The 25,699-nt window shown below is 71.3% G+C and carries 33 protein-coding genes and 1 riboswitch; of the genes, 13 read left to right on the plus strand and 20 right to left on the minus strand.

The features are described from left to right. Positions 1-64: 64 nt before the first annotated feature. The 3 genes from ACZ6TI_RS31275 to ACZ6TI_RS31285 all read right to left on the minus strand — a co-directional run bounded on the left by ACZ6TI_RS31275 (position 65) and on the right by ACZ6TI_RS31285 (position 2,871). A complete protein-coding gene (locus ACZ6TI_RS31275) occupies positions 65-853 on the minus strand; it encodes an energy-coupling factor transporter transmembrane component T family protein (protein ID WP_465348770.1) in 789 nt (262 codons plus the stop codon). Continuing rightward, positions 850-2,220: an ABC transporter ATP-binding protein gene (locus ACZ6TI_RS31280; protein ID WP_465348771.1), complete on the minus strand. Its 1,371-nt coding sequence runs from the start codon at positions 2,218-2,220 to the stop codon at positions 850-852. Before ACZ6TI_RS31280 ends, ACZ6TI_RS31275 begins: the two co-directional genes overlap by 4 nt. Positions 2,221-2,292: 72 nt before the next feature. Further along, entirely contained in the window at positions 2,293-2,871 is a 579-nt protein-coding gene (locus ACZ6TI_RS31285) for an ECF transporter S component (protein WP_465348772.1), read from the minus strand. 34 nt (positions 2,872-2,905) lie between these two features. Beyond that, a riboswitch (TPP riboswitch) is annotated at positions 2,906-3,010 on the minus strand. Between the two features lie 42 nt (positions 3,011-3,052). On the opposite strand from ACZ6TI_RS31285, the gene ACZ6TI_RS31290 reads away from it, so the two are divergent. Together ACZ6TI_RS31290 and ACZ6TI_RS31295 are read left to right on the plus strand one after the other, a co-directional pair. Next, complete coding sequence (locus ACZ6TI_RS31290; protein WP_465348773.1) at positions 3,053-3,868, plus strand: alpha/beta fold hydrolase; 816 nt, start codon at positions 3,053-3,055, stop codon at positions 3,866-3,868. 26 nt (positions 3,869-3,894) lie between these two features. After that, on the plus strand, positions 3,895-4,407 hold the full coding sequence (locus ACZ6TI_RS31295; RefSeq protein WP_465348774.1) for a DUF6328 family protein: 513 nt from the start codon (positions 3,895-3,897) through the stop codon (positions 4,405-4,407). Here the strand turns inward: ACZ6TI_RS31295 and ACZ6TI_RS31300 are convergent. From ACZ6TI_RS31300 to ACZ6TI_RS31330, 7 genes are read right to left on the minus strand one after another with little or no spacing between them, the layout of a single operon-like run. Then, positions 4,367-4,981 (minus strand): hypothetical protein, encoded by a 615-nt coding sequence (locus ACZ6TI_RS31300; protein ID WP_465348775.1) that lies wholly within the window; start codon positions 4,979-4,981, stop codon positions 4,367-4,369. The two genes, ACZ6TI_RS31295 and ACZ6TI_RS31300, sit on opposite strands and share 41 nt — an antisense overlap. A gap of 2 nt (positions 4,982-4,983) precedes the next feature. Then, the gene (locus tag ACZ6TI_RS31305; protein ID WP_465348776.1) at positions 4,984-5,376 is read right to left on the minus strand and encodes a Fur family transcriptional regulator; all 393 of its coding nucleotides are present in this window, start codon (positions 5,374-5,376) and stop codon (positions 4,984-4,986) included. Beyond that, entirely contained in the window at positions 5,373-5,678 is a 306-nt protein-coding gene (locus tag ACZ6TI_RS31310; protein ID WP_465348777.1) for an ArsR/SmtB family transcription factor, read from the minus strand. The genes ACZ6TI_RS31305 and ACZ6TI_RS31310 overlap by 4 nt, the downstream gene beginning before the upstream one ends. Next, entirely contained in the window at positions 5,671-6,525 is an 855-nt protein-coding gene (locus ACZ6TI_RS31315; RefSeq protein ID WP_465348778.1) for a metal ABC transporter permease, read from the minus strand. Before ACZ6TI_RS31315 ends, ACZ6TI_RS31310 begins: the two co-directional genes overlap by 8 nt. A gap of 46 nt (positions 6,526-6,571) precedes the next feature. Continuing rightward, positions 6,572-7,348 carry a metal ABC transporter ATP-binding protein gene (locus tag ACZ6TI_RS31320; protein ID WP_465348779.1) on the minus strand — a complete coding sequence of 259 codons (777 nt, stop codon included), beginning with the start codon at positions 7,346-7,348 and terminating at the stop codon, positions 6,572-6,574. Then, entirely contained in the window at positions 7,345-8,265 is a 921-nt protein-coding gene (locus tag ACZ6TI_RS31325; RefSeq protein ID WP_465348780.1) for a metal ABC transporter substrate-binding protein, read from the minus strand. Before ACZ6TI_RS31325 ends, ACZ6TI_RS31320 begins: the two co-directional genes overlap by 4 nt. 53 nt (positions 8,266-8,318) lie before the next feature. Further along, positions 8,319-8,573 (minus strand): DUF6703 family protein, encoded by a 255-nt coding sequence (locus tag ACZ6TI_RS31330; protein WP_465348781.1) that lies wholly within the window; start codon positions 8,571-8,573, stop codon positions 8,319-8,321. A gap of 33 nt (positions 8,574-8,606) precedes the next feature. Between ACZ6TI_RS31330 and ACZ6TI_RS31335 the strand changes: the two genes are divergently transcribed. The 3 genes from ACZ6TI_RS31335 (at position 8,607) to ACZ6TI_RS31345 (ending at position 10,928) form a co-directional block, all read left to right on the plus strand. Beyond that, the gene (locus ACZ6TI_RS31335; RefSeq protein WP_465348782.1) at positions 8,607-8,948 is read left to right on the plus strand and encodes an antibiotic biosynthesis monooxygenase family protein; all 342 of its coding nucleotides are present in this window, start codon (positions 8,607-8,609) and stop codon (positions 8,946-8,948) included. A 17-nt stretch (positions 8,949-8,965) separates the two neighbouring features. Next, on the plus strand, positions 8,966-9,484 hold the full coding sequence (locus ACZ6TI_RS31340; protein ID WP_465348783.1) for an Rv0361 family membrane protein: 519 nt from the start codon (positions 8,966-8,968) through the stop codon (positions 9,482-9,484). A gap of 64 nt (positions 9,485-9,548) precedes the next feature. Continuing rightward, positions 9,549-10,928 (plus strand): glycine--tRNA ligase, encoded by a 1,380-nt coding sequence (locus ACZ6TI_RS31345; protein WP_465348784.1) that lies wholly within the window; start codon positions 9,549-9,551, stop codon positions 10,926-10,928. Here the strand turns inward: ACZ6TI_RS31345 and ACZ6TI_RS31350 are convergent. From ACZ6TI_RS31350 to ACZ6TI_RS31360, 3 genes are read right to left on the minus strand one after another with little or no spacing between them, the layout of a single operon-like run. Continuing rightward, entirely contained in the window at positions 10,906-11,388 is a 483-nt protein-coding gene (locus tag ACZ6TI_RS31350) for an XdhC family protein (protein WP_465348785.1), read from the minus strand. The genes ACZ6TI_RS31345 and ACZ6TI_RS31350 overlap by 23 nt on opposite strands. Positions 11,389-11,395: 7 nt before the next feature. Next, a complete protein-coding gene (locus ACZ6TI_RS31355; protein WP_465348786.1) occupies positions 11,396-12,034 on the minus strand; it encodes a transaldolase family protein in 639 nt (212 codons plus the stop codon). A 10-nt stretch (positions 12,035-12,044) separates the two neighbouring features. After that, positions 12,045-12,812 (minus strand): SDR family oxidoreductase, encoded by a 768-nt coding sequence (locus ACZ6TI_RS31360; protein ID WP_465348787.1) that lies wholly within the window; start codon positions 12,810-12,812, stop codon positions 12,045-12,047. A gap of 77 nt (positions 12,813-12,889) precedes the next feature. On the opposite strand from ACZ6TI_RS31360, the gene ACZ6TI_RS31365 reads away from it, so the two are divergent. Continuing rightward, positions 12,890-13,804 carry a sugar-binding transcriptional regulator gene (locus ACZ6TI_RS31365; RefSeq protein ID WP_465348788.1) on the plus strand — a complete coding sequence of 305 codons (915 nt, stop codon included), beginning with the start codon at positions 12,890-12,892 and terminating at the stop codon, positions 13,802-13,804. 27 nt (positions 13,805-13,831) lie between these two features. After that, positions 13,832-14,953, plus strand: a complete 1,122-nt coding sequence (gene dusB, locus ACZ6TI_RS31370) for a tRNA dihydrouridine synthase DusB (protein ID WP_465348789.1) — start codon at positions 13,832-13,834, stop codon at positions 14,951-14,953. A gap of 11 nt (positions 14,954-14,964) precedes the next feature. Here the strand turns inward: dusB and ACZ6TI_RS31375 are convergent, their stop codons facing one another. Next, positions 14,965-15,618 carry a hypothetical protein gene (locus ACZ6TI_RS31375; protein WP_465348790.1) on the minus strand — a complete coding sequence of 218 codons (654 nt, stop codon included), beginning with the start codon at positions 15,616-15,618 and terminating at the stop codon, positions 14,965-14,967. Between ACZ6TI_RS31375 and ACZ6TI_RS31380 the strand changes: the two genes are divergently transcribed. Continuing rightward, on the plus strand, positions 15,587-16,408 hold the full coding sequence (locus ACZ6TI_RS31380; protein ID WP_465348791.1) for a helix-turn-helix domain-containing protein: 822 nt from the start codon (positions 15,587-15,589) through the stop codon (positions 16,406-16,408). The two genes, ACZ6TI_RS31375 and ACZ6TI_RS31380, sit on opposite strands and share 32 nt — an antisense overlap. Positions 16,409-16,423: 15 nt before the next feature. Here the strand turns inward: ACZ6TI_RS31380 and ACZ6TI_RS31385 are convergent, their stop codons facing one another. Next, complete coding sequence (locus ACZ6TI_RS31385; RefSeq protein ID WP_465348792.1) at positions 16,424-17,485, minus strand: class I SAM-dependent methyltransferase; 1,062 nt, start codon at positions 17,483-17,485, stop codon at positions 16,424-16,426. Between the two features lie 94 nt (positions 17,486-17,579). Between ACZ6TI_RS31385 and ACZ6TI_RS31390 the strand changes: the two genes are divergently transcribed. Beyond that, on the plus strand, positions 17,580-18,473 hold the full coding sequence (locus ACZ6TI_RS31390; protein WP_465348793.1) for a LysR family transcriptional regulator: 894 nt from the start codon (positions 17,580-17,582) through the stop codon (positions 18,471-18,473). On the opposite strand, the gene ACZ6TI_RS31395 is transcribed toward ACZ6TI_RS31390, so the two are convergent. After that, complete coding sequence (locus ACZ6TI_RS31395; RefSeq protein ID WP_465348794.1) at positions 18,445-19,338, minus strand: LLM class flavin-dependent oxidoreductase; 894 nt, start codon at positions 19,336-19,338, stop codon at positions 18,445-18,447. The two genes, ACZ6TI_RS31390 and ACZ6TI_RS31395, sit on opposite strands and share 29 nt — an antisense overlap. 10 nt (positions 19,339-19,348) lie before the next feature. After that, entirely contained in the window at positions 19,349-20,128 is a 780-nt protein-coding gene (locus ACZ6TI_RS31400) for a S1 family peptidase (protein ID WP_465348795.1), read from the minus strand. Between the two features lie 272 nt (positions 20,129-20,400). Between ACZ6TI_RS31400 and ACZ6TI_RS31405 the strand changes: the two genes are divergently transcribed. After that, positions 20,401-20,859: a lamin tail domain-containing protein gene (locus ACZ6TI_RS31405; RefSeq protein WP_465348796.1), complete on the plus strand. Its 459-nt coding sequence runs from the start codon at positions 20,401-20,403 to the stop codon at positions 20,857-20,859. Here ACZ6TI_RS31405 and ACZ6TI_RS31410 read toward each other — a convergent pair. Next, positions 20,856-21,203: a hypothetical protein gene (locus ACZ6TI_RS31410; RefSeq protein WP_465348797.1), complete on the minus strand. Its 348-nt coding sequence runs from the start codon at positions 21,201-21,203 to the stop codon at positions 20,856-20,858. The genes ACZ6TI_RS31405 and ACZ6TI_RS31410 overlap by 4 nt on opposite strands. Positions 21,204-21,269: 66 nt before the next feature. Here ACZ6TI_RS31410 and ACZ6TI_RS31415 point away from each other — a divergent pair, with 66 nt between their 5' ends. Continuing rightward, positions 21,270-21,449: a hypothetical protein gene (locus tag ACZ6TI_RS31415; protein WP_465348798.1), complete on the plus strand. Its 180-nt coding sequence runs from the start codon at positions 21,270-21,272 to the stop codon at positions 21,447-21,449. On the opposite strand, the gene ACZ6TI_RS31420 is transcribed toward ACZ6TI_RS31415, so the two are convergent. Next, positions 21,429-23,429: a cellulose binding domain-containing protein gene (locus ACZ6TI_RS31420; protein WP_465348799.1), complete on the minus strand. Its 2,001-nt coding sequence runs from the start codon at positions 23,427-23,429 to the stop codon at positions 21,429-21,431. The two genes, ACZ6TI_RS31415 and ACZ6TI_RS31420, sit on opposite strands and share 21 nt — an antisense overlap. 125 nt (positions 23,430-23,554) lie before the next feature. After that, on the minus strand, positions 23,555-24,307 hold the full coding sequence (locus tag ACZ6TI_RS31425; RefSeq protein ID WP_465348800.1) for a hypothetical protein: 753 nt from the start codon (positions 24,305-24,307) through the stop codon (positions 23,555-23,557). A 61-nt stretch (positions 24,308-24,368) separates the two neighbouring features. Between ACZ6TI_RS31425 and ACZ6TI_RS31430 the strand changes: the two genes are divergently transcribed. Continuing rightward, on the plus strand, positions 24,369-24,860 hold the full coding sequence (locus tag ACZ6TI_RS31430; protein ID WP_465348801.1) for a MarR family winged helix-turn-helix transcriptional regulator: 492 nt from the start codon (positions 24,369-24,371) through the stop codon (positions 24,858-24,860). Between the two features lie 44 nt (positions 24,861-24,904). Further along, positions 24,905-25,552: a hypothetical protein gene (locus ACZ6TI_RS31435; RefSeq protein WP_465348951.1), complete on the plus strand. Its 648-nt coding sequence runs from the start codon at positions 24,905-24,907 to the stop codon at positions 25,550-25,552. Positions 25,553-25,699 lie beyond the last annotated feature (147 nt).

Raw genomic sequence — 25,699 nt, forward strand, 5'->3', positions numbered from 1 at the left:
AACGGCAGATGTCGACGAGTTGGCCGCCGGGCAAACTCGCCGGCAAAGCTGCCCCGAGCGAAGATCAACCGATGATCGGGTTGAACAGTCCGGTCACGACACTCACCGCGACCGCACCGCCGCCGAGCACCGCCGCGCCCACGAGCAGCAGCCAGTCGCCGAGCCCGAAGACCTGCCGCCGGGCGAACGTGCGCGGCGTGCCCGCGTCGAACCCGCGCGCGTCCATCGCCGTGGCCAGCCGTCCGCCGCGCCGCAACGCCCCCACCAGCAGCGCGAACGCGGTCGAGACGAAGAGCCGCAACCGGTTGACCTCGAGCCCGCGCGCCCGGCGGGCCAGCGTGATCGTCTGCCACTCCTGGCCGAGCAGCGGGATCAGCCGGAACGCGGCCAGGGCGCCGATCGCGAACCGGGCCGGCGCCTTCGCGTTCTGCACCAGCGCGTCGGCCAGGTCGGTGGGATCCGTGGTGGCGAACACGATGATCCCGGGCAGCGCCACCGCGAAGATCCGCAGCACCAGGGCGAGCGCGCCGGACAGCACGCCGGTGGTGAGGTCGAACGGCCCGAGCGCGAACAGCAGCGTGCCGCCGCGCTCGGCGGCGAACAGCACCATCGTGATCAGCACCCCGGCCGCGGCCGGCAGCAGCGGCCACGCGCGCCGGGCGAGCAGGCGGTAGCGCACCCCGAACAGCGGCAGCAGCGCCAGTTCCACGGCCAGCCCGAGGGCCGGGGTGAGCGGGTCGAGGGTGGCGATCAGCGGCAGCGCGAAGAGCAGGGCGGCGCCCAGCTTGGCCACCGGGTTGCGGCGGGCCAGGGGAGCGGTGGCGGCGCCGACCGGCCCGGCCAGCAGGGTCACGATCGGTCCAGCCGGTGGGTGCGATCCGCCACGCAGGCCACGAACGCGTCGTCATGAGTGACCGCGACGATGCCGTGGCCCTCGTCCCGCAACCCGGCGAGCAGGTCGGCCAGTTCGATCCAGGTGCGCCGGTCCTGCCCGAACGTCGGCTCGTCCAGCACCAGCAGCCGCGGGGCCCCGGCCAGCGCGGTCGCCACGCTCAGCCGCCGCGCCTCGCCCCCGGACAGCGTGTAGGGGTTTGCCAGCGCCAGGTGCGTGAGGCGCAGCCGGTCGAGGAGGTCGTCCACCCGGGACTGTGGCGGGGCGGTGAGCGTCAGCTCGTCGAGCACCCGCGAGGTGACGAACTGGTGTTCCGGATCCTGGAAGACCGAACCGATCCGGCCGGCCAGCTCGCGGGCCCGCCACTTCCAGGGTGCGCCGCCCGGCGCCGCCTCCACGGTCCCGTGGCTGGGCTTCAGCAGACCACCGAGGACGAGCGCGAGGGTCGACTTGCCGGCGCCGTTCGGGCCGGTGACCGCGAGGACCTCGCCCTCGTGCGCCTCCACCGTCGCCGCTCGCAGCCGTTGGTCGACGGTCACCTGCTGTGCGCGTACCAGGGAAAAGCCTGGCGGGGAGACGGCCCGGCGCGGGGTGATCGGGTGACCAGGCACCCAGACCCCCTCCGCCGCCAGGCGATCGCCTTCGGTCCGGAAGACCTGGGCGGGTGGGCCGTCGGCCCGCACCCCACCGCCGGGCTCGAGCACCACCACGCGGTCGACCAGCGGCAACGCCTCATCGATGCGGTGCTCGACCAGGATCATCGTGCTGTCCGGGTCGACCGCGCGGGTCAGCGAGGCGCGGATCAGCGCGGCGCCGTCCGGGTCGAGGTTGGCCGTCGGCTCGTCCAGCAGCAGCAGGCCGGGGCGCAGGGCGAGGACCCCGGCGAGCGCGAGCCGCTGCGCCTCGCCGCCGGAGAGCGCGCTCGTCGCTCGGGTGATCGGGTAGGGGAAACCGGTGCGGGCGAGCGCGTCGGCTACCCGTGGCCAGATGTCCTCGGCGGGCACCCCGCGATTTTCCAGACCGAACGCCACGTCGTCGCCGGAACGCGCCATCACCAGCTGGGTCTGCGGGTCCTGAAAGACGATGCCGACCCGCTCGCGGGCCTTGCGCGGGTCCAGCCCGTCGATCTCCACCGTGCCGGCCGCCTCGCCGGAGTCGTCCGGCAGCAGCCCGGCGAGCGCGGCCAGCAGCGTGCTCTTGCCGGCCCCGGACGGACCGAGCAGGAGCACCCGCTCGCCGTGCGCGATGTGCAGATCCACATCGCGCACGGCCCAGGCCTTGCGACCGGCGTGCCGCCAGCCGAAACCCCGCAGAACAACCTCAGACACGGTTTGCTTTCTGTTTTCCGCCGCGGGTCAGCTCAGACACGGTTTGCTTTCTGTTTTCCGCCGCGGGTCAGCTCAGACAAGTGCGCGCTCGTTGCCCGCGCCGAAGCGGTCGAGCACCCCGGTCGGGGCCAGCGCGCGCACCAGCGCCCAGCTGCCGGCGCCCGCGACCACCGTGCTGCTGACCATGGTGAGCAGGGCGTAGGGCACCCGGTAGTCCCACAGGGCGTAGGAGCCGTTCCAGACGATGAAGTCGAAGATCGCCGCGCTCAGCCCGGTCAGCAGCCCGGCCAGCAGTGCCGCGGGCAGCCGCCACGAGCGATAGAACAGGATGGCGAAGGCGAGCTCCGCGCCCAGACCCTGGACCAGGCCCTGCGGGATCACCATCGCGCCCCACTGCGCGCCGAGCAGGGCCGAGATGGTCGCCGCGACCGCCTCGGTGAAGAGCGCCGCGCCGGGTTTGCGGATGATCAGCCCGGCCAGCACGGCCGGGATCAGCCAGACGCCGTAGAGCAGGGTCTGGGCGGGCGGGAAGAACGCGAAGGCGCCCTCGGAGGCGCCCCAGACGACGTTCCAAGCCCAGAAGATGATGCCGAACGCGACCGCGATGATCGAGGCGATCACGATGTCGATGGTGCGCCAACGGTATTGCACGATGTACCTCCCAGGGGTACCGGGAGGAGGCGGACAGTGAGACTGACCGAACTCCCTGCGCTGGCATTACCCAGATCAGGTTCGAGGGTCTGCGGCCGAAACCGCACTCTCAGCGCTGTGCGCTCCCCTGTCGGATTGCTTAGTGTTTCGATGACGCTAACACCGCGAAGGGGAGGCATCAATGCAGGTTGCGGCTCGAGGGCTGACCTTCGATGTGACATTCGGCGGCCCGCCGGAGGGCACCCCGGTGCTGCTCCTGCACGGGTTCCCGCAGGATCACCGCGAGTTCGACCTGATCGCCCCGAAACTGCACGCGGCCGGCCTGCGGACCATCGCCTATGACCAGCGCGGATATTCGGCCGGTGCCCGGCCCCCGGACGTCTCCTCCTACCGCCTCTCCGAATCCGCGGACGATGCGATCGCGATCCTCGACGAGCTGGGCATCGAGTCGGCGCACGTGATCGGGCACGACTGGGGTGCGCAGGTCGCCTGGATCCTCGCGGCGGACCACGCCGACCGGGTGAAGACGATGACCGCCGTCTCGGTGCCGCACCCTCGCGCGCTCGGGCTGGCGCTGCGCGTCCGGCCGTCGCAGCGGGCCCGGTTCGCCTACATGGGGGTGTTCCGGTCGCCGGTCGCCGAGCGGCTGCTGCTGGCCGGCAACGGCGCGGTGCTCCGCTCGATGATGCGCCCGATCGGCAGCCGCGCCGCGATGTACGCCGACGCGATGCGCGAGCCCGGCCGGCTCACCGGCGCGCTCAACTGGTACCGCGCCCTGACCCGCGGCCAGCTCGCCGGCATGGGCACGATCCAGGTGCCCACCACCTATGTCTGGAGCGACAAGGACCCGGTGGTCGGCCTGACCGCCGCGTTGCGCACCGCCGACTGGGTGGACGCGAATTATCAGCTGGTCGCGTTGAAAGGCGTCGGCCATTGGGTACCTGAGGAAGCCCCCGGCGCGCTCGTCGATGCCGCGCTCGCCCGAATCGGAGGCTGACCCCCTTGCCGGCTGAAAAGAAGAACATGCCCAACGAGACCGAGAAGGCCCGCTGGGACCGGAACTTCGCCGACCTGCTGCAGGAGTTGCGGGTCGCTCAGACCGGCGTGCAGATCCTCTTCGCGTTCCTGCTGACGCTGCCGTTCAGCAACGGATTCCCGAAGACCACGGCGTTCCAGAAGGACGTCTACGTGGTCGCGCTGATCGCCGCCGCGTTCGCCACCGCGCTGATCATCTCGCCGGTCGCCTTCCACCGGGCGCTGTTCCGCCAGGGCCGCAAGCCCGAGCTGGTGCGGTACTCGCACCGGGTGGCGTCGTGGGGTCTCGCGTTCATGCTGATCTCGATGGTCAGCAGCGTCCTGCTGATCACCGACTACCTGCTGAACTTCTGGGTGGCGCTGACCCTGTCGATCGTCACCGCGGCGTGGTTCGTGACCTTCTGGGCCGGCCTGCCCTTCCTGCGCCGCAACTGGGGCGAGGACGAGGACAACGACGGCATCATCGACGACGCCCCGAAGGACGCAAGCCCAAGTCCTTGAGCTCCAGCGCGGCCAGGGCGTCCACTGCCGACGCGTCGCCGTTGCGCCACGACTGCGCGATGTCCGGGCCGAGCCGGGTCAGCCGGTTCAGCGGTTGCGAGGCGAGCGCACGCAGGGCCAGCAGGTCACGTCCGGCCGCCTGGTCCCGCACCGCGTTCGCCACACCGGCCCGCCGCATCCACTTCAACCGGGCCGGCAACCAGAGAAACAGGACCAATCCCAGGGGCGCGGCCACCAGCAGCAACGACAGCACCAGCGCCAGATCGCCGACGATCGCCTGCTGCTCGCGCCCGGCGTCGGCCAGTGATCGGGCCGCCTCGGCCGCCTTGGTGAACGGCGCGGTCAGCTCGTCGCCGACGATCGGCACCCGGCCCACCTTGCCGCCGGCGTCGGCCAGGTTGTCGGCGATGCCGCTGCCCGCGCCCTCGAGTTTCTGCCCCGGCACCGCGAGCTTGAGCACCAGGTCGTGCACCCAGACGCCGGCTCGGATCCAGGCATAGACCCAGATCACCACGAGCAGGTCTGTGAGCAGCTGACGGATCGCGACGGGCAGCCGATCGGCATAGAACTTCACCGCTAATGCTTAGCGCACTCCGGGCAGGTTCCAAAGATCTCCAACGTGTGCGAAACGTCGGCGAAGCCGTGCTTGGCGGCGACCCGGTCGGCCCAGCTCTCCACGGCCGGCCCCTCGACCTCGACGGTGCGGCCGCAGTCACGGCAGACCAGGTGGTGATGGTGGCCCTGACTGCAGCGGCGGTAGAGGTGCTCGCCGCCGGGCGGGCGCATCACGTCGATCTCGCCGGCGTCGGCGAGCCCCTGCAGGGTGCGATAGACAGTGGTCAGCCCGACCCGCTCGCCGCGATCGCGCAGCATCGCGTGCAGGTCCTGTGCGCTGTGGAAGCCCTCGACCTCGGCCAGCACGGCGCTGACCGCGCTGCGCTGCTTGGTGTTGCGCACCACCTCGTTCACGAGCGGGCCTCCCTCGCGTGGCTGACGGCGTCGGCGACGATGTGGGCGATGTGCTCGTCCACCAGCGAATATGCGATCTCCCGGCCACGCCGGGCTCCTCGCACCACGCCGGCGCCGCGCAACACCCGCAGGTGCTGCGACACCAGCGGCTGCGGCGCGCCGAGCTTTTCCACCAGCTCGTGCACGCAGCGCTCGCCCGCCCCCAACTCTGCCACGATCGCCACCCGGATCGGCGCGGACAGGGCGCGGAGCAGTTCGCCCGCACCCTCGTAGGCCTCGTATCCGGTCGCCGTCTCAGCCATGCAGCACCACGTCCGGGGGTTCCGCGGTCTCGTGGATCTTCTTGTTGCGCCGCAGCGCCCCGGCCGCGGTCAGCGCGAGGAACACGGCCAGCGCCAGGATCACGATCGTGGCGCCTGGCGCGGTGTCGATCTCGGCGGAGACCAGCACGCCGGAGGCCGCGGCGACCAGGCCGACGCCCATCGCGACCGCCATCGTGGTGCGGAAACCGCGGGTGACCTGCTGGGCCGCCGCCACCGGCACCACCATCAGCGCGCTGACCAGGAGCAGACCCACGGTGCGCATGGCGATCGTGACGGTCACGGCGGTGGTCACCGCCATCAAAAGATTGAGGGTACGCACGGGAAGGCCGGACACCCGCGCGTACTCCTCGTCGTCGCAGACCGCGAACAGCACCGGGCGCAGCAGCAGCATCGCCCCGAGCACCGCGACCCCGAGCACCGCGATCACCGCCAGATCCGCGCCGGACGTGGTGGTCAGCGAGCCGAAGAGGTATTGCACGAGGTTGGCGCTGCCGCTGTCCTCGGAGAGCCCGACCAGCACCACGCCGCCCGCGATGCCGCCGTAGAAGAGCAGTGCCAGGGCCAGGTCGCCGGACGTGCGGCCGCGCTCGCGGACCAGCTCCACGGCGACCGCGCCGATCGCGGCCACGATCACCGCGGTGATCACCGGGGACTGGTGGAAGAGCAGGCCCACGCCGACGCCGGTGAGCGCCACGTGCCCGATGCCGTCGCCGATCAGCGAGAGCCGGCGCTGCACCAGATAGATGCCCAGGGCGGGCGCGGTGACGCCGATGATCAGGGCGCCGGCCAGCGCGCGCAGCATGAAGTCGTACTGCAAAAGATCCATCAGCCTTTAGTCCTGACAGGGGCGGCGGCGGGGCAGGGATGGGCCATTACTTGGCCACCCGATCGGTCGGCGCCACGCAGATGCCCGGTCGCTCCTCGACGGCGTGCGGGTGCACGTGGTCGTGCCCGGGCTCGGCGTGGTGCCCGGCCGGCTCCGGCACCGCGCCGTCATAGGCGATCCGTCCGCCGTGGACCACCACCGCCCGGTCGATCAGCGGCTCGATCGGGCCGAGCTCGTGCGCCACCAGCAGCACCGTCCCGCCGCGCTCCTGGAAGCGGCGCAGCGTGCCGGCGAACGCCTCCTGGCTGGCCGCGTCCACCCCGGCCGTCGGCTCGTCGAGGATCAGCAGGTCGGGCTCGCCGGCCAGGGCGCGGGCGATCAGCGTGCGCTGCTGCTGGCCGCCGGAGAGGGTGCTCACCGGGTCGCCGGCCCGGTCGGTCAGCCCGACGTCGGCCAGCGCGGCGCGCACCGCGGCCCGGTCGGCGCCACCGGGCAACCGGAAGATGCCGCGGCGGGCCAGCCGCCCGGCGGCGACCACCTCGCCGACCGTCGCCGGGACACCGCTGCCCGCGCCGAGCCGCTGCGGCACATAGCCGACCCGGGCCCAGTCGCGGAACCGGCGGCGCGGCACGCCGAACAGCTCGATGTCGCCGCGGCTCACCGGCACCAGCCCGAGCACCGCCCGGACCAGCGTGGACTTGCCGGACCCGTTGGCGCCCAGGATGGCCACCACGGTGCCCGGCTCGACCGCCAGCGAGACGTCGCTCAGCACCTCGCGCCCGCCGTAGGCCACCGCCACGCTGCGGACCAGCACCGCGCTCATGACGTGCAGCCCAGGGCGGTGGTGAGGGCGGTCAGATTGGTCCGCATCATCGAGAAGTAGTCCTCACTCGGGTCGGTGCGGCCCTCCACCGGGTCGAGCACCGCGGTGCGGGCTCCGACCTCGCGCGCGATGGTGTCCGCCACCTTGGGGCTGACCAGGGTCTCGAAGAAGATCGTGGTGGTGCCGGTCGCCTTCGCCTCGGCGGCCACCTCGGCCAGCCGCCGCGGCGACGGCTCGGCCTCGGGGGAGATGCCGGTGATGCCGACCTCGCGCAGGCCGTAGCGCTCGGCCAGATAACCGAACGCGGTGTGGCTGGTCACGATCTCGCGCCGCTCGCACGTCTTGAGCCCGGCCTGGAACTCCGCGTCGAGCTCGACCAGCTCGGAGTGCAGGGCCGCGGCCCGCGCCTGATATCCGGCGGCGTGCTCGGGGTTCGCCGTGGCCAGGCGCTCGCCGACCTTGTCGCCGATCGTGGCCAGCCGCAGCGGGTCGAGCCAGACGTGCGGGTCCTTGCCGCCGGCCGCCTCGGCGTGCTCCTCCTCGCCGGGCACGTGCTCGGCGTCGTTGTCCTCGGCGATCGGCCGCAGCTCGACCACCGAGCCGGCGTCGAACGCGCGGTCGCCCGCCTCCTGGCCGACCGCCTCGTCCACGGCCGGCTGGAAGCCCTTGAGATAGACCACCAGGTCGGCGCCGCTGATCTCGCCGACCTGCCGGGGGCTGAGCTCCACGTCGTGCGGCTCGGCGCCGGGCTTGGTCAGGTCGGCGACCGCGATCTCGTCGCCGCCGACGAACTGGCTGACGAACTGCAGGGGGTAGAACGCGGTGACCACCGAGGGCCGGCCGTCGGCGCCGCTCGCGCCGCCGCAGCCGGCGGTGACGCCCAGCGCTAGGGACGCGGCGACCAGGCGGAGCTTCATAGCATCCACTCTCGCCGACAATGACAATGATTGTCAAAACCGCATGGGTCGTCCTATGCGATCTTCGTCACCACGATGGCGAGCAGCAGCGCCAGCAGGACGACGCGGACGATCCGGGTGCCCTTCTTCTGCACCGGCCAGGTGGTGAAGGTCAGCCCGGTCAGGCCCAGGAAGAGCACGAACAGCAGGGCCGCGCCGATGATGCCGGGCAGGAAGAAGCCGGCCAGCAACATCGCCAGCGCCACGATGAAGGCCACGGTCGGGCTCACCCGGGTCAGCCTGCGGAGCAGGTTGTCGGACGGTGTCACTGGAGGGCTCCTCGTGGTGCGTACGCTCATCACATGCTGGTGCTCAACCGCTTCTTCGTCCCGCCGGACACGCAGGACGGGTTCGCCGAGCGGGGGCACACCGCCCTCGCCGCGCTCGCCGCCAGCGCCGGATACGTCTCCGGGCGCCTGACCAGGGCGCTGGATGATCCGGCGCACTGGACCCTGGTGACCGAGTGGGAGTCCGTCGGAGCCTACCGGCGGGCGCTGGGCGGCTTCGACGTGAAGGTTCATGCGACTCCCTTCCTGTCCGAGTCGCGCGACGAGCCGTCCGCGTTCGAGACGCTGGCCAGCGCCGGTCCGGGCGGGCCGGTGGCGGTCGAGGCCAGCGACCGGGCCGCGGAACCGTGGCGCTGAGCACTACGCTGGATTCCATGACCGAGCCTCTGCAGGCGCCGCCTCAGCTTCATGCGGCGCCTCCGCCGCCGGGTCCGGGGGTGGTTCCCCCTTTCCCGGCGCCGCCCACCGAGGGCCGCCGGCTGCGGATCGGGCGCGGTCTGGGCATCGGCGCGGCCGTGCTGGTGCTGGCCTGCATCGGCGGGGTGGGCGCGGTGATCGGGCTCGTCCGGGTGGTCAACAACGCGCTCAACGAGCAGGCCCGGGTGGTCGTCGGCAATTATCTGGACGACGTCCGCGCGGAGCGTTACAGCGAGGCCTATGACGCGCTGTGCGACCAGACCCGGTCCACGATCAGCGAGGCGCAGTTCACCAGCGAGCAGCAGTCCGGCGAGCAGATCGACACCTATCGGGTGGGTGACATCGATCTGACCGACGTCGACCTGGCCGTGCCGGTCGACGTGACCTTCGAGAACGGCGACTCCGCCCAGCTGAGCGCCTATCTGGGGCAGAACCGGGACACGGGCCAGTTCCAGGTGTGCAGCGTCGAGGAGTAATCTTCCAAGCTGTCCTTTTCCGACTTTCTGATCCCCGCCGACAACCAGCCGGCGTAGGAGGAACATGCCCGCCGATCGCATCGACGCCGTCGTCAGCCTGGCCAAGCGCCGGGGCTTCGTCTTCCCCTCCAGCGAGATCTACGGAGGCACCCGTTCGGCGTGGGACTACGGTCCGCTGGGCGTGGAGCTGAAGGAGAACGTCCGCCGGCAGTGGTGGAAGGCGATGGTCCAGGAGCGTGACGACATCGTCGGTCTCGACTCCGCCGTGATCCTGGCCCGCGATGTCTGGGCCGCCTCCGGTCACCTGGACGCGTTCGTCGACCCGCTGACCGAGTGCCAGTCCTGCCACAAGCGGTTCCGCGCCGACCACCTCGAGGAGGCGTGGGAGGCCAAGCACGGCTCGCCGCCGGCCTCCCTGCAGGAGCTCAACTGCCCGAACTGCGGCAACAAGGGCACCTTCACCGAGCCGAAGATGTTCAACGGCCTGATGAAGACCTACCTGGGCCCGACCGAGAGCGCCGAGGGCCTGCACTACCTGCGGCCGGAGACCGCCCAGGGCATCTTCGTCAACTACAACAACGTGGCCACCGCGGCGCGCAAGAAGCCGCCGTTCGGCATCGCCCAGGTCGGCAAGAGCTTCCGGAACGAGATCACGCCGGGCAACTTCATCTTCCGCACGCGTGAGTTCGAGCAGATGGAGATGGAGTTCTTCGTCGAGCCCGGCAGCGACGAGACCTGGCACGAATACTGGCTCGAGCAGCGCTGGAACTGGTACATCGGCCTGGGTCTCTCGGAGTCGAACCTGCGCTTCTTCGAGCACCCGCAGGAGAAGCTCTCGCACTACTCGAAGCGCACGGTCGACATCGAATACCGCTTCATGTTCGGTGGCACCGAGTTCGCCGAGCTCGAGGGCATCGCCAACCGCACCGACTTCGACCTGACCACGCACTCCAAGCACTCCGGCGTCGATCTCTCCTATTTCGACCAGGAGAAGCAGGAGCGCTGGGTGCCCTACGTGATCGAGCCGGCCGCCGGCCTCACCCGCGCGGTGCTGGCGTTCCTGCTCGAGGCATATGACGAGGACGAGGCGCCGAACACCAAGGGCGGCGTCGACAAGCGCACGGTGATGCGCTTCGACCCGCGGCTGGCGCCGGTCAAGGTGGCGGTGCTGCCGCTGTCCCGCAACCCGGAGCTGTCGCCGAAGGCGAGGGAACTGTCGGCGCTGCTGCGCAAGCGCTGGGTGGTCGAGTTCGACGACTCCCAGGCGATCGGCCGCCGCTACCGCCGCCAGGACGAGATCGGCACCCCGTTCTGCGTCACCGTCGACTTCGACACCCTCGAGGACAACGCGGTGACGGTCCGCGACCGCGACACGATGAAGCAGGAGCGGGTCTCCCTCGACCAGATCGAGGACTACCTGATCAAGCGCCTGCCCGGCTGCTGAAGAAGCCGCCGGGACGATCGTTCCGGTCGGCGATCAACCCCGCCAGGGTCGCGACGGCGATCTCTGGCGGGGTGCGGCTGCCGATGTCCAGGCCGATCGGCCGGTGCACCCGGGCGATCTGGTCGTCGGGCACACCGAGTTCGCGCAGCATCTCGACGTGTGGGCCCTCGATGCTCGGCTTGCCCATGATGCCGATCCAGCGGGTCCGGGCCGCCAGCGCCTCCTTGAGCACGGCGCCGATCTCCGGGCGGTGGTGATCGGTCAGCACCACGTCGGTCTGTTCGTCGAGGCCCGCCGCGGAGAGGTCGTGCACGGTCTGGTCGCCGTGCGGGAGGGTGGCCGGCGGCACCTTCGACAGGTCGGGCTCCACCAGGATCGAGTGGAAGCCGAGCTCGGTGCCGAACCGCAGCAGGCACTCCGACACGGGCGTGTGGAACACGGCGACGAGCTTGCGATGCATCACCAGCTCACCCTGCCACAGCGTCCTCGAACGTGCGGACCGCCTCGGCGGTGAGCTGGTCGGCGAACAGGTCCTCGGCGATGTCCGGGGCCATGGTGAAGCAGTCGACGCCGCGCCGGGCCATGCCGACCATCGCGGGCACGTCCGGGATGCTGGCCAGCAGCACCCTGGTCGAGGTGCCGGCCAGCACCTCGTGCATGGCCAGCACGTCGCCGGTCCCATCCCGCCCCGACGCGATCAGGCGGCGCAGATAGGGCGCGATGTAGGTGGCTCCCGCCGCGGCGGCGACCAGCGCCTGGCCCGGGTCGTACACGGCGGTGAGCAGCGTCGGGATGCCCTCGGCCGCGAGTCGTGCGCAGGCCGCCGCGCCGGCTCGGGAGACGACCAGCTTGACCACCACGTTGTCGCCCAGGGCGCGCAGTTCGTGCCCGCGGCGCACCAGGGTCTCGGTGTCCTCGCCCCACGCCTGGAAGAAGACCTCGCGGGCGCCGGCCGCGGAGGCCCAGCGGTGGATCTCGGGGATGTCCGCCACGGTCCGCCCGGCCCGCCGCAGGATCGTCGGGTTGGTGGTGACGCCGGCGAACAGGCCGGTGGCGAGCAGGCCCTCGGCGGCGGTCCGGTCGGCGGTGTCGAGATAGAGCTGCACGGGGTTCCTTTCAGGAGAACCAGAGACCGCCGTCGACGACGATCGACTGGCCGGTGACATAGCCCGCGTCGGGCGAGGCGAGGAACGAGACCACGCCGGCCACGTCGCCGGGGGTCTCCAGGCGGCCCATCGGGATGCGGTCCACCCAGCCGGCCATCTCGGAGCCCGGGGCGGTGCCGAGCCGGGTGGTGATCGCGTCGTCGATCGAGTCCCACATCGGCGTGTGCACGATGCCGGGGCTGTACACATTCACCGTGATCCGGTGTTCGCCGAGCTCCTGCGCGACCGCCTGGCTGAGCCCGCGGACCGCGAACTTCGACGCCGAATAGGCGCCCTGCCACTTGCCGCCCCGGTGCGCGGCGACCGAGGCGGCGCCGATCAGCCGCCCGCCGCGACCCTGCGCGATCATCTGGCGCGCGGCCGCCCGATAGCAGTGGAAGACGCCGGCGACGTTCACGTCCATCGTGCGGCGCCACTGCTCGGCGGTGGTGTCGACCAGGGGAGCGGTGACCGCGATGCCCGCGTTGGCGACCATCACGTCGAGCCCGCCGAAGTGGCCGACGTGCGCGGCCACCGCCGCCTCCACGGCGTCGGCGTCCGCGACGTCCAGGGTCAGCGCCAGCGCGGTGCCCAGCTCGTTGACCAGGTCGTCCAGCTCGGCGGCGGCGGACGGCAGGTCGGCCACCGACACGGCCAGGCCGTCCGCGGCGAGACGGGTGGCGATCGCCCGGCCGATGCCGCGGGCGGCCCCGGTGACGATCGCGGTCCGTTGGGTCATTGCTGTGCCTCCGCTCATCTGAGCGCTATAGTGCTCATCTGCTCAGCCAGCATCCGTCAGGAAAGGGCGTCGCGTCAATGCAGCATCTGATGGCCGCGCTGGCCGCGCGCCGGTTCTACCTGGACGGGCGCGCCAAGACGCAGATCGCCGACGAGTTGGGCGTCTCCCGGTTCAAAGTGGCCCGGCTGCTCGAGCAGGCGCTGCGCGAGGGCATCGTGCGGATCGAGATCGACGTGCCCCCGGAGGTCGACCTCGACCTGTCCGACCGGCTCGCCGAGCATCTCGGGCTGCGCCAGGCGGTCGTCGTGCACGCCACCGACGGCGATGCCCGGGCGATCGGGCGGGCCTGCGCGGCGTTGCTTGCGCAACGGCTCACCGACGACGACGTGCTCGGCGTGTCCTGGGGCCGCACGCTGCACGCGCTGACCGACGTGTTGCCGCCGCTGCCGCGCGCCACGGTCGTGCAGATGGTGGGCAGCGTGCCGACCGCGGACCTGAGCGTGAACTCGCTGGAGCTGCTGCGCCGGCTGGGCGAGAGCACCGGTGGCAGGGTGCACGCTCTGCACGTACCCCTCGTCTTCGAATCGGCCGCGGTCGCGGCCTCCCTCCGGACCACCGACCACATCGCGGCGACCCTCGCCATGCTGCCGAGGGTGACGTGTGCGCTGGTCGGCGTGGGTGCCTGGCGGCCGGGCGGATCATCGTTGCGCGACTCGCTGCCCGCACCCCTGGCGCTCGAGCTGGACGCGGCGGGAGCGGTCGCGGACGTCTGCACCACGGTCCTGGACGCGGCCGGCCAGGTGGTCGGTGGCAGCGAGCTGGCCGATCGGTGCATCGCGGTGACCACCGAGCGGCTGCGCGCGATCCCCGACGTGATCGGCCTGGCCGGGGGCGCCGGGAAGGCCGCCGCGATCGCCGCCGCCACCCGCGCGGGCCTGCTGCACCGGCTGATCACCGACACCGCCGCGGCCCGCGCCCTGCTGGGGGAGTGACCGGCGCGGCGTGGCACGCTTGAGGGCGTGACTTTGAAGCTCGGCACGCGGGACGTGACGCCGCCCGTGGTGCTCGCCCCGATGGCCGGCATCACCAACGTCGCCTTCCGCCGGCTCTGCCGCGAGCAGGGCGGCGGCGTCTACGTGTGCGAGATGATCACCACGCGGGCGCTGGTCGAGCGCATCCCCAAGACGCTCAAGATGATCACGTTCGCCGAGGACGAGGACTTCCGCAGCCTCCAGCTCTACGGCGTGGACCCCGAGGTGACCTCCCGCGCGGTGCGGATGGTCGCCGAGGAGGGCTGGGCCGACCACATCGACCTCAACTTCGGCTGCCCGGTCCCCAAGGTCACCCGGCGCGGCGGCGGTGCGGCCCTGCCCTGGCGGCGCACGCTCTTCGGCCGCATCGTCCGGGGCGCGGTGGATGCGGCGGCACCCTTCGGCATCCCGGTCACGGTCAAGATGCGCAAGGGCATCGACGACGACCACCTGACGTACGTGGAAGCCGGCCTGATCGCCCAGGAGGCAGGTGTCGCGGCGGTCGCCCTGCACGCGCGCACGGCCGAGCAGCGTTACTCGGGTCACGCCGACTGGGACGCGATCGCCACGCTGAAGCAGGCCCTCGACGTGCCGGTGCTCGGCAACGGCGACATCTGGGAGGCGTCCGACGCCCTGCGCATGGTCGAGCACACCGCCTGCGACGGCGTCGTGGTCGGCCGCGGCTGCCTGGGCCGGCCGTGGCTGTTCGCCGACCTGGAGGCGGCGTTCCAGGGCCGCCCGTCCCAGGCGCTGCCCACCCTGGGCGAGGTGGTCGCGATCATGTCGCGGCACGCCCACCTGCTGGTGGAGGCGCTGGAGGACGAGCGGCACGGCTGCGCCGACTTCCGCAAGCACGTCGCCTGGTATCTGAAGGGCTTCCCGGTGGGCGGCGACCTGCGGCGCAGCCTGTCGATGGTGGCGTCCCTGATGGAGCTGGACGACCTGCTGGGAAAGCTCGACCCGGCGGTGCCGTTCCCGGCGGAGTCGCTGGGCCAGCCGAGAGGCCGCATCAACGCCCCCGGGAAGGTGTCGCTGCCACACGGCTGGCTGGACAGCCGGGACGACGACACGGTCCCCGAAGGCGCCGAAATGGAAAACTCCGGCGGCTGACCCTTTCTGGTTCATTTGCGGTTGACCACGATGTCCCGGCCCGGGCCGATCGCGCACCCGGCCGGTATGGCCGCCTCGGTGAAGCTCGTCCAACCCTCGTTCTTGTCGACCGCGGCGATCAAGGCGCTGTTGCATGCCTGATCACCCTCGACAATGACGACGCGATAGTTCTTGTGATCGTCGCCCGGGTCACCGACCGGTCCGTCGAAGACCGCCCAATCTTCGCCCGACAGCGAGCGCTCGCTGACCGAATAGTAGGTGCGATCTTCGTGATCGAATTCGAAGATCCAGGCGAATCTTTCGTCATCCGGATTGCACGTCTGCCCGATCACCACGAACCCGGTGTCGCCATTGATCACCTGGCCACTCGAGGGTGCGCTGAAGGTGAAGTCCTTGGTGCAGGTCAACGGCTTGACCCAGCTCTGGAAGAAGGGTTGACCGATCACCGCCACGATAATCGTCGCGCTCGCCGCGATGATCGCGGCGAGAACCGTGCCGTTACCTCTGTCGCCGTTCGTCACTTGTGCGTTGTCCTTCGACGGTGAGCTCTTGCTGGCGCTCCACCGTGGATCGGCCATACCATGTCCCGCTAGTGAAGTTGAACGCTGTTGAACAGCGATGAACAGGATCTTGATGGACCCGTTCGCCGATTCGAGCATTCGCACCCGAGAAGAGTTCGGCGCTGCTCTGGAGTCGCTTCGAGCGCGGCACGCACAGGCAAATGGCTATTCGCGGCTCTCTCTGCGCGAGATCGCCGCGCGCACCCGGGCCGGATCGCACAATACGATCAACAACTATCTGGCCGGGCGCACCCTGCCGTCGCCCGAAGCCCTGCAGCGTTTCCTGAGCCTGTTCGAGGCCACCGACGAGCAGCGGCTGGCCCTTCTCGATGCCCGGACCCGGCTGTCGGCCGCGCCGGTGACAAAAGCGGCGGAGACGGTCGCCGACCCCGGCGATGCGGCGGAGACGACACGCGGCCGGGCGCCTTGGTCGCGCCGACGGCTGGTTCTGGTCGTGGCGGGGACGGCGGCCGCGGCGTCGATCGCGACCGTTGCGGTTCTCAGCCTGATCGGCCGGGATGGCACGGCGGCATCCGATGTGGTCACACCCGTCCCGGTGATCGTGCAGAACAAGGTCGCCCTGGGCGCGGACGGCCTGGCCGAGGACGAGACGCCCGCCTATCTGTCGACCAGACCGGTGCCGCGATGTGCCGCCAACGGGTGCAAACTCGCGGGCACCGAGATGTGGAGCGGAGCGGCCCTCGCGGTGGAGTGCCGCGTGCAGGGCACGGTGATGCACAACTACAACGTGGCGGAGAACGCGGCGAACCCACACGAGGTGAGATCGGAGCTCTGGTACCGCGCGGCCACCACGGACGGGCGGGCCGGTTACATCTCCGAGGTCTATCTGGAGCCGAGGTTTCGCGGCGGACTGGGTCTGCCGCTCTGCTCGTGACGAAGGTGCGCGAATCTACGGGCGGACTTCGTAGACGTTGTTGAACGGGGTCTGGGCGGCGAGCCGGAAGCGGGTGAATCCCGCTGCCTCCGTGACCTCTCGGATCCGGGCCGGCCCCGCCTGCGTGCCCAGGGCAGCTCCCGGCTCCTGGGACAGGGACGCCGGGGTGCACAGCAGCGTCGAGAAGCCGTAATAGGCCCGCCCCACCGGGTTCAGGTTGTCCTCCACGTGGTCGCCGGCGGCCGGTTCGACGATCATCCAGGTGCCGTCCGGCGCGATGATGTCGCGGACGTGCCGGGCGGCGCCGGACGGGTCGCCCATGTCGTGCAGGCAGTCGAACATGGTCACCAGGTCGTGGTCGCCGCCGGTGGCGGCGGTCGCGGAGCTGACCTCGAAGCGGACCCGGTCGTCGATCGCCGCGGCGGCGGCCCGCTCGCGGGCGGTCTCGATCGATTCCCGGTGGTAGTCGGAGCCGGTGAAGGTCGATCGCGGGAAAGCCTGGGCCATCAGGATCGTGGAGGCGCCGTGGCCGCAGCCGATGTCGGCCACCCGGGCGCCGCCCCGCAGCTTGCCGACGACGCCGTCCAGTGCCGGCAGCCACGACGACACCAGGTTGGCGGCGTAGCCGGGGCGGAAGAACCGCTCGCAGCCGAGATGCACGTCGTCGTTGTGCTCGTGCCAGCCCACCCCGGCGCCGGAGCGGGCCACGTCGATGATCCGGTACGCGTCCCGCACAGTCCCGTGCGCGATCTGGAAGAACCCGGGCAGGAACGCCGGACTCGTCTCGTCGGCCAGCGCCACCGCATGCTCGGCCGGCAACGTGTAGCGCCGCGCGGCCGGGTCGTACTCCACGAACCCGCCGGCGGCCTGCGCGTTCAGCCACTCCCGGGCGTACGGTTCGCCGGTCTTGGTCCGCTCGGCCAGCTCGGCCGCGGTCGTCGGCCCGTGGTCGGCCAGGTCGCGGTAATAGCCGAGCCGGTCACCCATCACGACGAGAGCACAGTTGAGGGTCGCGCCGACCTCTTCGACGGCGCGGAACACGAAGGCCATCAGCTTGTCGGTGTCGATGTCGGTCATGGCTGCAGACGCTAAGCTCACGTCGGTATTAGTGACAATGCAGATGACTGTGAGTTGATTAGTGGAGCTAATAGGCCACGTCCGCGGCATTCGGGTGCTGTGCGAGGTCGCCGCGCACGGGTCGTTCTCCGCCGCGGCCGAGGCGCTCGGCCTCACCCAGTCGGCGGTGAGTCAGCATGTCGCCGGGCTGGAAAGGCAGGTCGGGCTGCCGCTGGTCGAGCGCAGCATCCGCCCGACCGCCCTGACCGACGCCGGTCACGCCCTGGTGCGTCACGGCCGGGCGATCAGCGCCCGCCTGGACAGCGCCGAGCAGGAGTTGGCCGAGATCGCCGGCCGGCGCGGCGGACGTCTGCGGTTCGGCAGCTTCCCGACCGCGCTGGCGACGTTCGTGCCGGCCGCCATCGCCCGGCTGCGCGCGCAACGCCCCGGCACCGCGCTGACCGTCGTCGACGACCACATGCAGGGGCTGCTGCCACGGTTGAGCGACGGCGAACTCGATCTGGCGGTCGTCTACGACGGCGGGTCCACCCCGCTGGAGGGTGGCCGGGTGCACCTGTTCGACGATGCTTTCCAGGCGGTGCTGCCGCGCGGGCATCGGTGCGCGGCCGGTGGCGGTCCGGTCGAGCTGACCGATCTGGCGGACGAGGTCTGGGTCGGCGGCCGGCCCGGGAGCTCGTGGTTCACCATCGTCCGGCAGGCGTGCCGGGCGGCCGGCTTCGATCCGCGGGTCTCGCTCACCTCCGACGACTACCGGGCCGTCCAGGCGTTCGTGGCCGCCGGGCTCGGCGTCGCGGTGATTCCCGGGCTGGCCGTCGCACGTGCGCCGGCCGACGTGGAGGTCCGGCCGATCCGGGCGGGCGCCCCGATGCGGCGGATCTCGGTGGCCTACCCGGACAGCGCGTTCCAGCCGCAGGTGGTGCACGACATGATCGCCATCCTGGAGAGCGTCACCAAGCGGCTCAGACGAGCGGCGCGACGTCCGTCATGAACCTCTCCAACTGCTCGTGCGGATCCGCGAGCGGCCAGACGAAGACCTGGTCGATGCCGGCCTCGGCATAACCGCGCAGCACCGCGGCGCACTCCTCGGCCGGCCCGATCAGGACCCGCTCCCGGAGCTGCTCGGGCGGACGGTTGAGCATCCGCGCCAGCCCATCGAGACGCGCTGTGGGGTGGTCGGTCACATAGACCCACATCGTGGCCAGCGCGCAGGTGAAACCGGGCCGTTCCAACGCCGCGCCGAGCCGCAGGCGGGCCGCGGCCACCTGAGCCGGGGCGGCGTTGTAAGCGGAGGCGAGCCATCCGTCGCCCAGCCGCGCGACCCGCCGCAGACCCGCGTCGGAACCCCAGCTGCCGATCCAGATCGGTGGTCCCTCGCGGCGCGGGGGCGGCGGCTGCAGCGTTTCGGTCGCCGCATAGAAACGACCCGAGAAAGGACCTTCACCCCTGAGGTACGCCCGCAGCGCCCGGATCGACTCGTCCAGCCGAGGCCAGCGCTCGTCGAAGTCGAGCCCGGCCAGCTCATGGTCACGCGCCGACGACCCCGGCCCGACGCCGAGGACCAGCCGGCCGCCGGAGACGATGTCGAGCGCCGCCGCGGTCTTCGCCAGCGCCGCCGGCCCCCGGACCACCGGCAGCGAGACCGTGGTGGCCAGCCGCATGTCGCCGCTGCGCTCGACGACGCTGGCCAGCGCCACGATCCCGTCCAGCCAGGGACGCTGGAACACCAGATGGTCGTTGACCCCGAGCGCCCCGAACCCCAGCTCGCGGGCGACGTCGACATAGGCGCCCAGGTCACCCGGCCGCCACCCCCGGCCGTCGAAGTCGATCAGAGGCAGGTGCGCGCCGTATCGCATGCCGCAGACGCTATGGCTTCCGGCCGATCGCGGTGAAGATCCAGCTGGAGATGTTGTCGGTGCGGGCCGCGCTCTCGGTCGCGGTGTGCGGGCAGCTCGGGCCGTTGCTCACCACGGCGACCAGGATCGGGCTGCCGAAGCGCTTCTCCTGGAAGAAGGGCGCCCCCGAGTCGTAGGGGCAGGGGGTGGTGTTCGGCTGCGGCGCGAAGCCCTGCATGCCGGTGATCGAATCGCTCAGCGACGCCACCGTCATCTGGCCGGTGCGCAGGCGGTTGACCGGGACCGGGTTGGTGCTGGTCTCGGATCCGTAGCCGGTCAGCCGGACCACCGCGCCGATGTCCGGGGCGTCGCGGCCGATGCGCAGCGGCTTGATGTCGGTGATCGGGGTCTCCAGCTTGGCCAGGGAGACGTCCGCCGTCGGCGACTGCCGTACCGCGATGATCTTGATCTCGTGGCCACCGGTGCCGGTCAGGTCGGTGCGGCCGACGGTGGCGGTGGTCAGGTCGGCCACCGGGCGCTCGACCCGGACCCCGTCGAAGGTGCGGAAGCAGTGCCCGGCGGTGATCACCCAGCGGGGCGCGATCAGGGCGCCGGAGCAGGCGCTGTTACGCCGGCCGCCGTCCGCGGTCGGGATGCCGGTCATGGTCAGCTTGACGGAGAACGTGAACTTGCCGTCCGGCACGGGCTCGCCGTTCGCGATCGCGTTCGCGGTGCCGGTCGCGGCCGCCACCAGCCCGGCCACGGTCGCCGCCACGAGCACGGCTGTCGTCAGTTTCCACGTACGTCGCACCGGCAGTTCCCCTAACAGTCGATCTCCGCCGGATGGCGGCCCGGCTGAGCACACTATCGAACCCTGTCACCATCCACAGCGGACACGAAGGGTGCGTCCGGTGTCACGCGGCGTCCACTTCCGGGGTCGTCCGTCGGTTTCGGCGTCCACTCCGAACGGCCGATCCGGGTGGCTGAACATTTGCGCGCCCGACCGTCCGCCGGATGGTTGAAAGATCCTATGAGCGGTTGCATGTGTCGACCAGTCCTCAGTGCACACACCGGGAGTCGACCGTGAAGAAGAAGTACGTGGTGGCGATCATGGCGGCCGTGCCGCTCGCCGCCGGCGCCGTTGCCGTGCCGTCGTTCGCCGCCACCACCCCGGCCGTCTCGTTCACCAAGATCACGTTCAATTCGCCGGGCAGCGACACTCGGTCGAACGCCAGCCTGAACGCCGAATGGGTGCGGCTCACCAACAACACCCGGGCCGGCATTCAGCTCAAGGGCTGGACCGTGCGGGACAAGGCCAACCACGTCTACACCTTCGGCAGTTACGCGCTGGGCGCCGGCAAGCGCGTCTATGTGCACACCGGCAAGGGCACGAACGGCAAGCCGGACGCCCAGCACGTCTATCAGCAGCGGGCGGCCTACGTCTGGAACAACGACGGCGACACCGCCTATCTGCGCAATGCCGCCGGCAAGTCGGTCGACACCTGTTCCTGGAAGGCCGGCACCGCGCCGACGTACTGCTAGACCGGCTGCCAGGGGTTGGCGTAGCCGTCGATCAGGCCGCGCACCGCGACGACCTTGTGCCCCTGCGGGGTGGCGACGTTGCACTGGAACTGCTCCACGGCGCGCGGCACGGTCTCGCCGTTGTCCAACTGCTCCTCGATCGTCAGCCGGAAGCCGCTGGGGTAGCAGGCCATCAGGTACTGAGTCTCGGTGTCGTAGCTCATCGACGTGCGCTGCACACCGCTCGCGTCGTACAGGGGGAAGCTGAGCGACGCGGCCATCGCCGGACCGGCGGTGGCCGCGGTCAGCCCGCCGGCGATCAGGCCGGCGGTGAGTACGTGTGCGGCGAGCTTGCGGAAATTCATGGTGTCCCTTCGATGATCGTCGATTGCTCGGGGGACACTGTAGGACATGCCGGATATCGGCTGACGATGCGGGCGTGGATCCGCTCGATGACCAGCCTCTTCACCTCGCCCGAGGCGCTCGCGGCCACCGCGGAGCTCTTCCCGCGCGACGAGCGCAGCTGGCGGCAGGTCCATCGGCACGCGGACGCGTTGGTCCACCCGATCGACCCGCCGCAGCTGTCGAAGCTAGCCCGCGGACAGGGTTGAGCAGACGGCGCCGTTGAGGCTGAACACCTGCGGCGGCACGTTCGGGCCGCCGTAGCTGCCGGTGAAGCCCACGTTGGCGGTGCCGCCATCGTCCAATGTGCCCTCTCCGGTGACTCGGACCGTGGTGCCGGTCTGCTGCCACGTCGCGCTCCAGCCGCCGGTGACGTTCTGCCAGGTGGTCGGCCAGGTGAAGGTGAGCGTCCAGCCGGTGACCGGGTGACCGGCCCGGTTCGTCACGTCGAGCGTCCACACGAAGCCGTTGCCCCAGTCGGTGGTCCGGTTCAGCCGCACCGCGCAGGTCGATGCGGCGGGACTGGTGGTGGTGAAGGTGATCGGCGGCGACGAGGGTGACTGGCGGCCGCGGTTGTCGCGAGCCACGACGTTGACCGTGTATCGGGTTCCCGGCTCGAGGTTGCGCGCCGTCAGGGACGTACCGGTGGTCTCGCCGATCTGCTCGCTCGCCCCGCCGTGCTGGCGGTAGACCTCGTATTTGAGGCCCGGCGCGACGGCCGGCCAGGAGATGGTCGCGCCGCGATCGGAGATCGCGCCGGCGGTGGGCCGGCCCGGCGCGTCCGGTCCGGCGACCGGGCCGACCGGCTGCAAGGTCAACAACGTCATCGAGTACGCGGGCAGCACCTGCCCGCGAGCAGTCCCACCCGGCGCCGTGGCGATCCCGGCGTCCCCGTTGCCGAACCGGGCCACCATCGGCACCGCCCCGGACGGCTCCCAGCCGTGATAGTTCAGCGTCACGGCCCGCTCGTTCTCCGGGTCCTTGTTCAGCAGCAGCACCGCCAGGCTCCCGTCCGCGCGGCGCGAGGCGTGCGCGCTGACCAGCGGATCGCTCGCCCCGGCCCGGACGAGTTGATCGCCCGGCCGCGCGAAGGAGCCCATCATCTTCAGCGCGTGATAGGGCGCGAACGGCGTGTTCATCGCCGGCTCGCAGACCGACGCGGCGTTGCATCCGCCGCTGGACAGCAACCCGAAGTCGCCGTAGTCGGTCTGCCCGGCCACCTCGGACACCGTCCCGATGCCGTTGTGCACGTTCCACCACTGCACGGTGAAGACGCCCTGCTCCAGCAGCCCGCTGTAGACGTCGGCCAGGAACAGCGCGCCGGGCTGGGTGTTCGGGCCGACCCCGACGTTCAGCTCGGTGAAGCTGATCCCCAGGTCCGGGCCGATCTGCCGGCGCAGCAACTGCACGGCGTCGGTGATCTGCTCGGGCTTGGCGATCGCCTCGGCCGCGGTGGCGCCGCCCGGATACCAGTGCACGTCCACGAAGTCGATCGCCGAGCCGGCGCGGCTGAGCACCTCCTGGTTCCAGGTGCCGGTGTCGCCCTCGCCGACGATGCCGTCCGGCCAGTTGCCCGGCATGGTGAGCACGGCGCCGACCTTGATGTCCGGGTCGACCGCCTTCATCGCCTGCGAATACGCGACGACGTGGGACGCGTACTCCCGGGGGCTCTTGTCGGCGTGCTCGTCCGCCTCCCAGGCCGCGCCGTAGTGACCGTTGCCGTAGTTCTCGTTGCCGATCGTCCAGTACTTCGCGCCGTACCCCTTGGTGATGTTCGCGTAGCGCACCCAGTCGGCCGCCTCCTGCGCCGTGCCGGTCCCGTAGTTCGCGATGATCATCGGTTCGGCGCCGGTCCGCGCCGCTCCGGCCATGAACGTGTCGAAGTCGGTGTTCGGCGCGACGTATCCGCCCGGCGCGGTGTGGTCGCGCCAGTGGTAGATGTCGGCATAGGACCCGCCGGGGTAGCGGACCATCTTGACGCCGGCGTCGCGCAGCAGGCCGGAGACGGCGGGGGTGCCGAGTTCGGCGTCCCAGATGGCGTGGTTCACGCCGAGGGCGGTGCCGGGCACGGTGGCGAGCCCGGCCCGGACGTCGACGTCCACGGTGGTGGGGGTGGCCGCGGCGGCGGCCGGGGCGATCGGTACGACCACGAAGGTCAGGCCGAGCAGCAGGGCAAGAGCGCGATGCATGGCAGTCTCCGGGAGGGCGTAGCCGGGGGTGTTGCGTATATGTGTGCAGAGGGTCTCTCTGCACGCATATAGGCAACGCGGGGGATGGGAGCGCTCCCACAGCGTCGGTCACGAAGTGACGGCTGTCAATGGCCGATCCGGAACCTCGCCGCCTGGTCGCGCAGGCGCACCGCCCCGATGGCGCCCGCCCAGCGCTCGATCTCGGCGGCCAGCCGCACCGCACCGGCCTCGTCGCCGCGGTCCCGGGTCAGCGCCGCCAGCTGCATCTGCTGGGAGAGCGTGCCGGACACCAGGCCGGCGCCCGCGGCGAGCGCGGTGGCCCGCTCCCAGCGTTCCAGCGCCGCGTCGAGGTCGCCGTTGTCGCGGTCGTGGTCGCCGAGATGCCGCAGCGCTTCCCGGGAGACCAGGTCGTCGCCGGCCGTGAGGGCTTCCGCGTAGTGCGCCGGTGCCACGTCCCGCTCGGCGAACAGGTTGTCCACGATCAGCCCGAGATACATCTGCGCCCAGCCGCGGCGCACCGGGTCGGCCGCCGACGAGACCAGGGCCGTCCCGCGTGCCCGCAACTCGGCGAGTGCCGCCGGATCCTTGCCGGCCGGCCCGAATGCGTACTCGCCGTCCCGGATGAACTGCCCGAAATAGTCGTGCCGCAGCCGGAGGAAACTCAGGTCCCACGAGTCGCCACAGAGCCGTTCCGCGACGGCCAGCCGGTCGGCCGCCAGCGCGGTGCCGGCGAACAGGTCGCTTTCCAGCGCGTCCTCGGCCGCGGTCACCGCGACGTCGGCCGGTTCCATCGTGTCCAGCAGCCGCAACGCGCGCTCCCAGCGGGCGGCCCGGGCCAGTTCCAGTGCCGCCGCGCGGACTTCGTCAAGGTGGGTCATGGCGGCGAAGGTAGTTATCCGAAAAACTATCCACAAGAAAACTACTTTGCGGGGAGACGTCGTGCGGGATGCCGTGGACGACCACATCGACGCCTGGGCCGGCGAGCTGGGCTGGATGGATCCGGAGCAGGAGGCGATCATCGCCCGGCTGGCGATCCTCGGCCGGCACCTCACCCAGGCCCGGCGTGCGACCCTGGCGGCCGGCGGCCTCGAACACTGGCAGTTCAAGGTGTTGCTGACGCTGCGCCGCGGCGGTCCGCCCTATGCGGCGAGTCCGTCGGAGCTGGCCGATCGCCTGGGACTGACCCGCGGCGCGCTCTCCGCTCGCCTGCGGCCGATGGAGGAGGCCGGCTGGATCGTGCGCAGCGACGAGGCCGAGGACCGGCGCCGGGTGCGGGTGCGGCTCACCGCCGAGGGCGACGCGGCCTTCGAACGGCACTCCGGCGCCGAGAGCCGGGGTGAGGCCGCGCTGCTCGCCACGCTCACCCCGGCCGAGCGCAAGACCCTCTCCCGCCTGCTGCGCAAGGTGCTGTTGCGAGCGGAAGGCGCATGACACCCGTTGGCGGCCGTGATCGCGGGTAGTCCCCTTCCGTGCCGATGATCGAACCACCGGATCTTCCGCTGCCCGGGCAGGGCGCGACGGCCTTGCGCCTGCTCGCCCTCGCCGACCTCGGCCGCCGCGACCTGGTGGCCGCGCGTCCCGTCGACGGCACCTGGCCCGCGATCGGCATGGCCGGCAGCGACAGCCGCACGGTCCGCTTCGACAACGCTCCCGGCCGCCCGATCGGTGGTCCCGGCGAATACGTGGACCGGCCAGGCTTCTGGCACGGCGGCGTCGGCGTGGCCGCCTGCTGGTACGGCGGCGCGCTCGGCGTGGCCGACTTCCTGCGCGCCGCGGCGAGCCGCAAGGACGTAGGGCCGCACGCCTTCGCGCACCTGGGCGCGGTCGACGTGGCCCTGGGCGCGGCCCGGGCGGTGCTGCTCGCGGCGGCCGCCGAGATCGACGCCGAGCCGGCCGCCGACGCGCACCGGCTGGCGCTGCGGGTGCGCGCCACCGTCGAGGCCGCCGCTACCGAAGTCGTCGACCGCACCGGCCGGGCGCTCGGCGCGGGTCCGCTGTGCCGCGACGCCGAGCACGCCCAGCGGGTCGCCGACCTGACCGTCTATCTGCGCCAGAGCCACGCCGAGGCCGATCTCGAACAGCTCGGCCGGCTGGTGGCCGAGGAAGGGGAACACGCATCGTGACCGCGATCGTGGGCGAGGGCACCGCGGAGGCGGTGTGGCGGGCCTGGCACGCACCGGCCGGCTGGCCCGCGCTGCAGCTCGACCCGCCGGGACCGCCGCTGGTGGTCGCGCCGCATCCGGACGACGAGATCCTCGGCATGCCCGCGC

This window comes from Actinoplanes sp. NPDC051388, assembly GCF_055586225.1.

Bases quoted from the DNA above. Each gene is read 5' to 3' on its own strand.
- ACZ6TI_RS31290 (WP_465348773.1), top strand. From the start codon at position 3,053: ATGCAGGTTGCGGCTCGAGGGCTGACCTTCGATGTGACATTCGGCGGC.
- ACZ6TI_RS31315 (WP_465348778.1), bottom strand. From the start codon at position 6,525: ATGGATCTTTTGCAGTACGACTTCATGCTGCGCGCGCTGGCCGGCGCC.
- ACZ6TI_RS31320 (WP_465348779.1), bottom strand. From the start codon at position 7,348: ATGAGCGCGGTGCTGGTCCGCAGCGTGGCGGTGGCCTACGGCGGGCGC.
- ACZ6TI_RS31415 (WP_465348798.1), top strand. From the start codon at position 21,270: ATGCGGGCGTGGATCCGCTCGATGACCAGCCTCTTCACCTCGCCCGAG.
- ACZ6TI_RS31365 (WP_465348788.1), top strand. From the start codon at position 12,890: ATGCAGCATCTGATGGCCGCGCTGGCCGCGCGCCGGTTCTACCTGGAC.
- ACZ6TI_RS31425 (WP_465348800.1), bottom strand. From the start codon at position 24,307: ATGACCCACCTTGACGAAGTCCGCGCGGCGGCACTGGAACTGGCCCGG.
- ACZ6TI_RS31335 (WP_465348782.1), top strand. From the start codon at position 8,607: ATGCTGGTGCTCAACCGCTTCTTCGTCCCGCCGGACACGCAGGACGGG.
- ACZ6TI_RS31435 (WP_465348951.1), top strand. From the start codon at position 24,905: ATGATCGAACCACCGGATCTTCCGCTGCCCGGGCAGGGCGCGACGGCC.
- ACZ6TI_RS31345 (WP_465348784.1), top strand. From the start codon at position 9,549: ATGCCCGCCGATCGCATCGACGCCGTCGTCAGCCTGGCCAAGCGCCGG.
- ACZ6TI_RS31410 (WP_465348797.1), bottom strand. From the start codon at position 21,203: ATGAATTTCCGCAAGCTCGCCGCACACGTACTCACCGCCGGCCTGATC.
- ACZ6TI_RS31325 (WP_465348780.1), bottom strand. From the start codon at position 8,265: ATGAAGCTCCGCCTGGTCGCCGCGTCCCTAGCGCTGGGCGTCACCGCC.
- ACZ6TI_RS31395 (WP_465348794.1), bottom strand. From the start codon at position 19,338: ATGCGATACGGCGCGCACCTGCCTCTGATCGACTTCGACGGCCGGGGG.
- ACZ6TI_RS31385 (WP_465348792.1), bottom strand. From the start codon at position 17,485: ATGACCGACATCGACACCGACAAGCTGATGGCCTTCGTGTTCCGCGCC.
- ACZ6TI_RS31380 (WP_465348791.1), top strand. From the start codon at position 15,587: ATGGACCCGTTCGCCGATTCGAGCATTCGCACCCGAGAAGAGTTCGGC.
- ACZ6TI_RS31340 (WP_465348783.1), top strand. From the start codon at position 8,966: ATGACCGAGCCTCTGCAGGCGCCGCCTCAGCTTCATGCGGCGCCTCCG.
- ACZ6TI_RS31350 (WP_465348785.1), bottom strand. From the start codon at position 11,388: ATGCATCGCAAGCTCGTCGCCGTGTTCCACACGCCCGTGTCGGAGTGC.
- ACZ6TI_RS31360 (WP_465348787.1), bottom strand. From the start codon at position 12,812: ATGACCCAACGGACCGCGATCGTCACCGGGGCCGCCCGCGGCATCGGC.
- ACZ6TI_RS31310 (WP_465348777.1), bottom strand. From the start codon at position 5,678: ATGGCTGAGACGGCGACCGGATACGAGGCCTACGAGGGTGCGGGCGAA.
- ACZ6TI_RS31420 (WP_465348799.1), bottom strand. From the start codon at position 23,429: ATGCATCGCGCTCTTGCCCTGCTGCTCGGCCTGACCTTCGTGGTCGTA.
- ACZ6TI_RS31295 (WP_465348774.1), top strand. From the start codon at position 3,895: ATGCCCAACGAGACCGAGAAGGCCCGCTGGGACCGGAACTTCGCCGAC.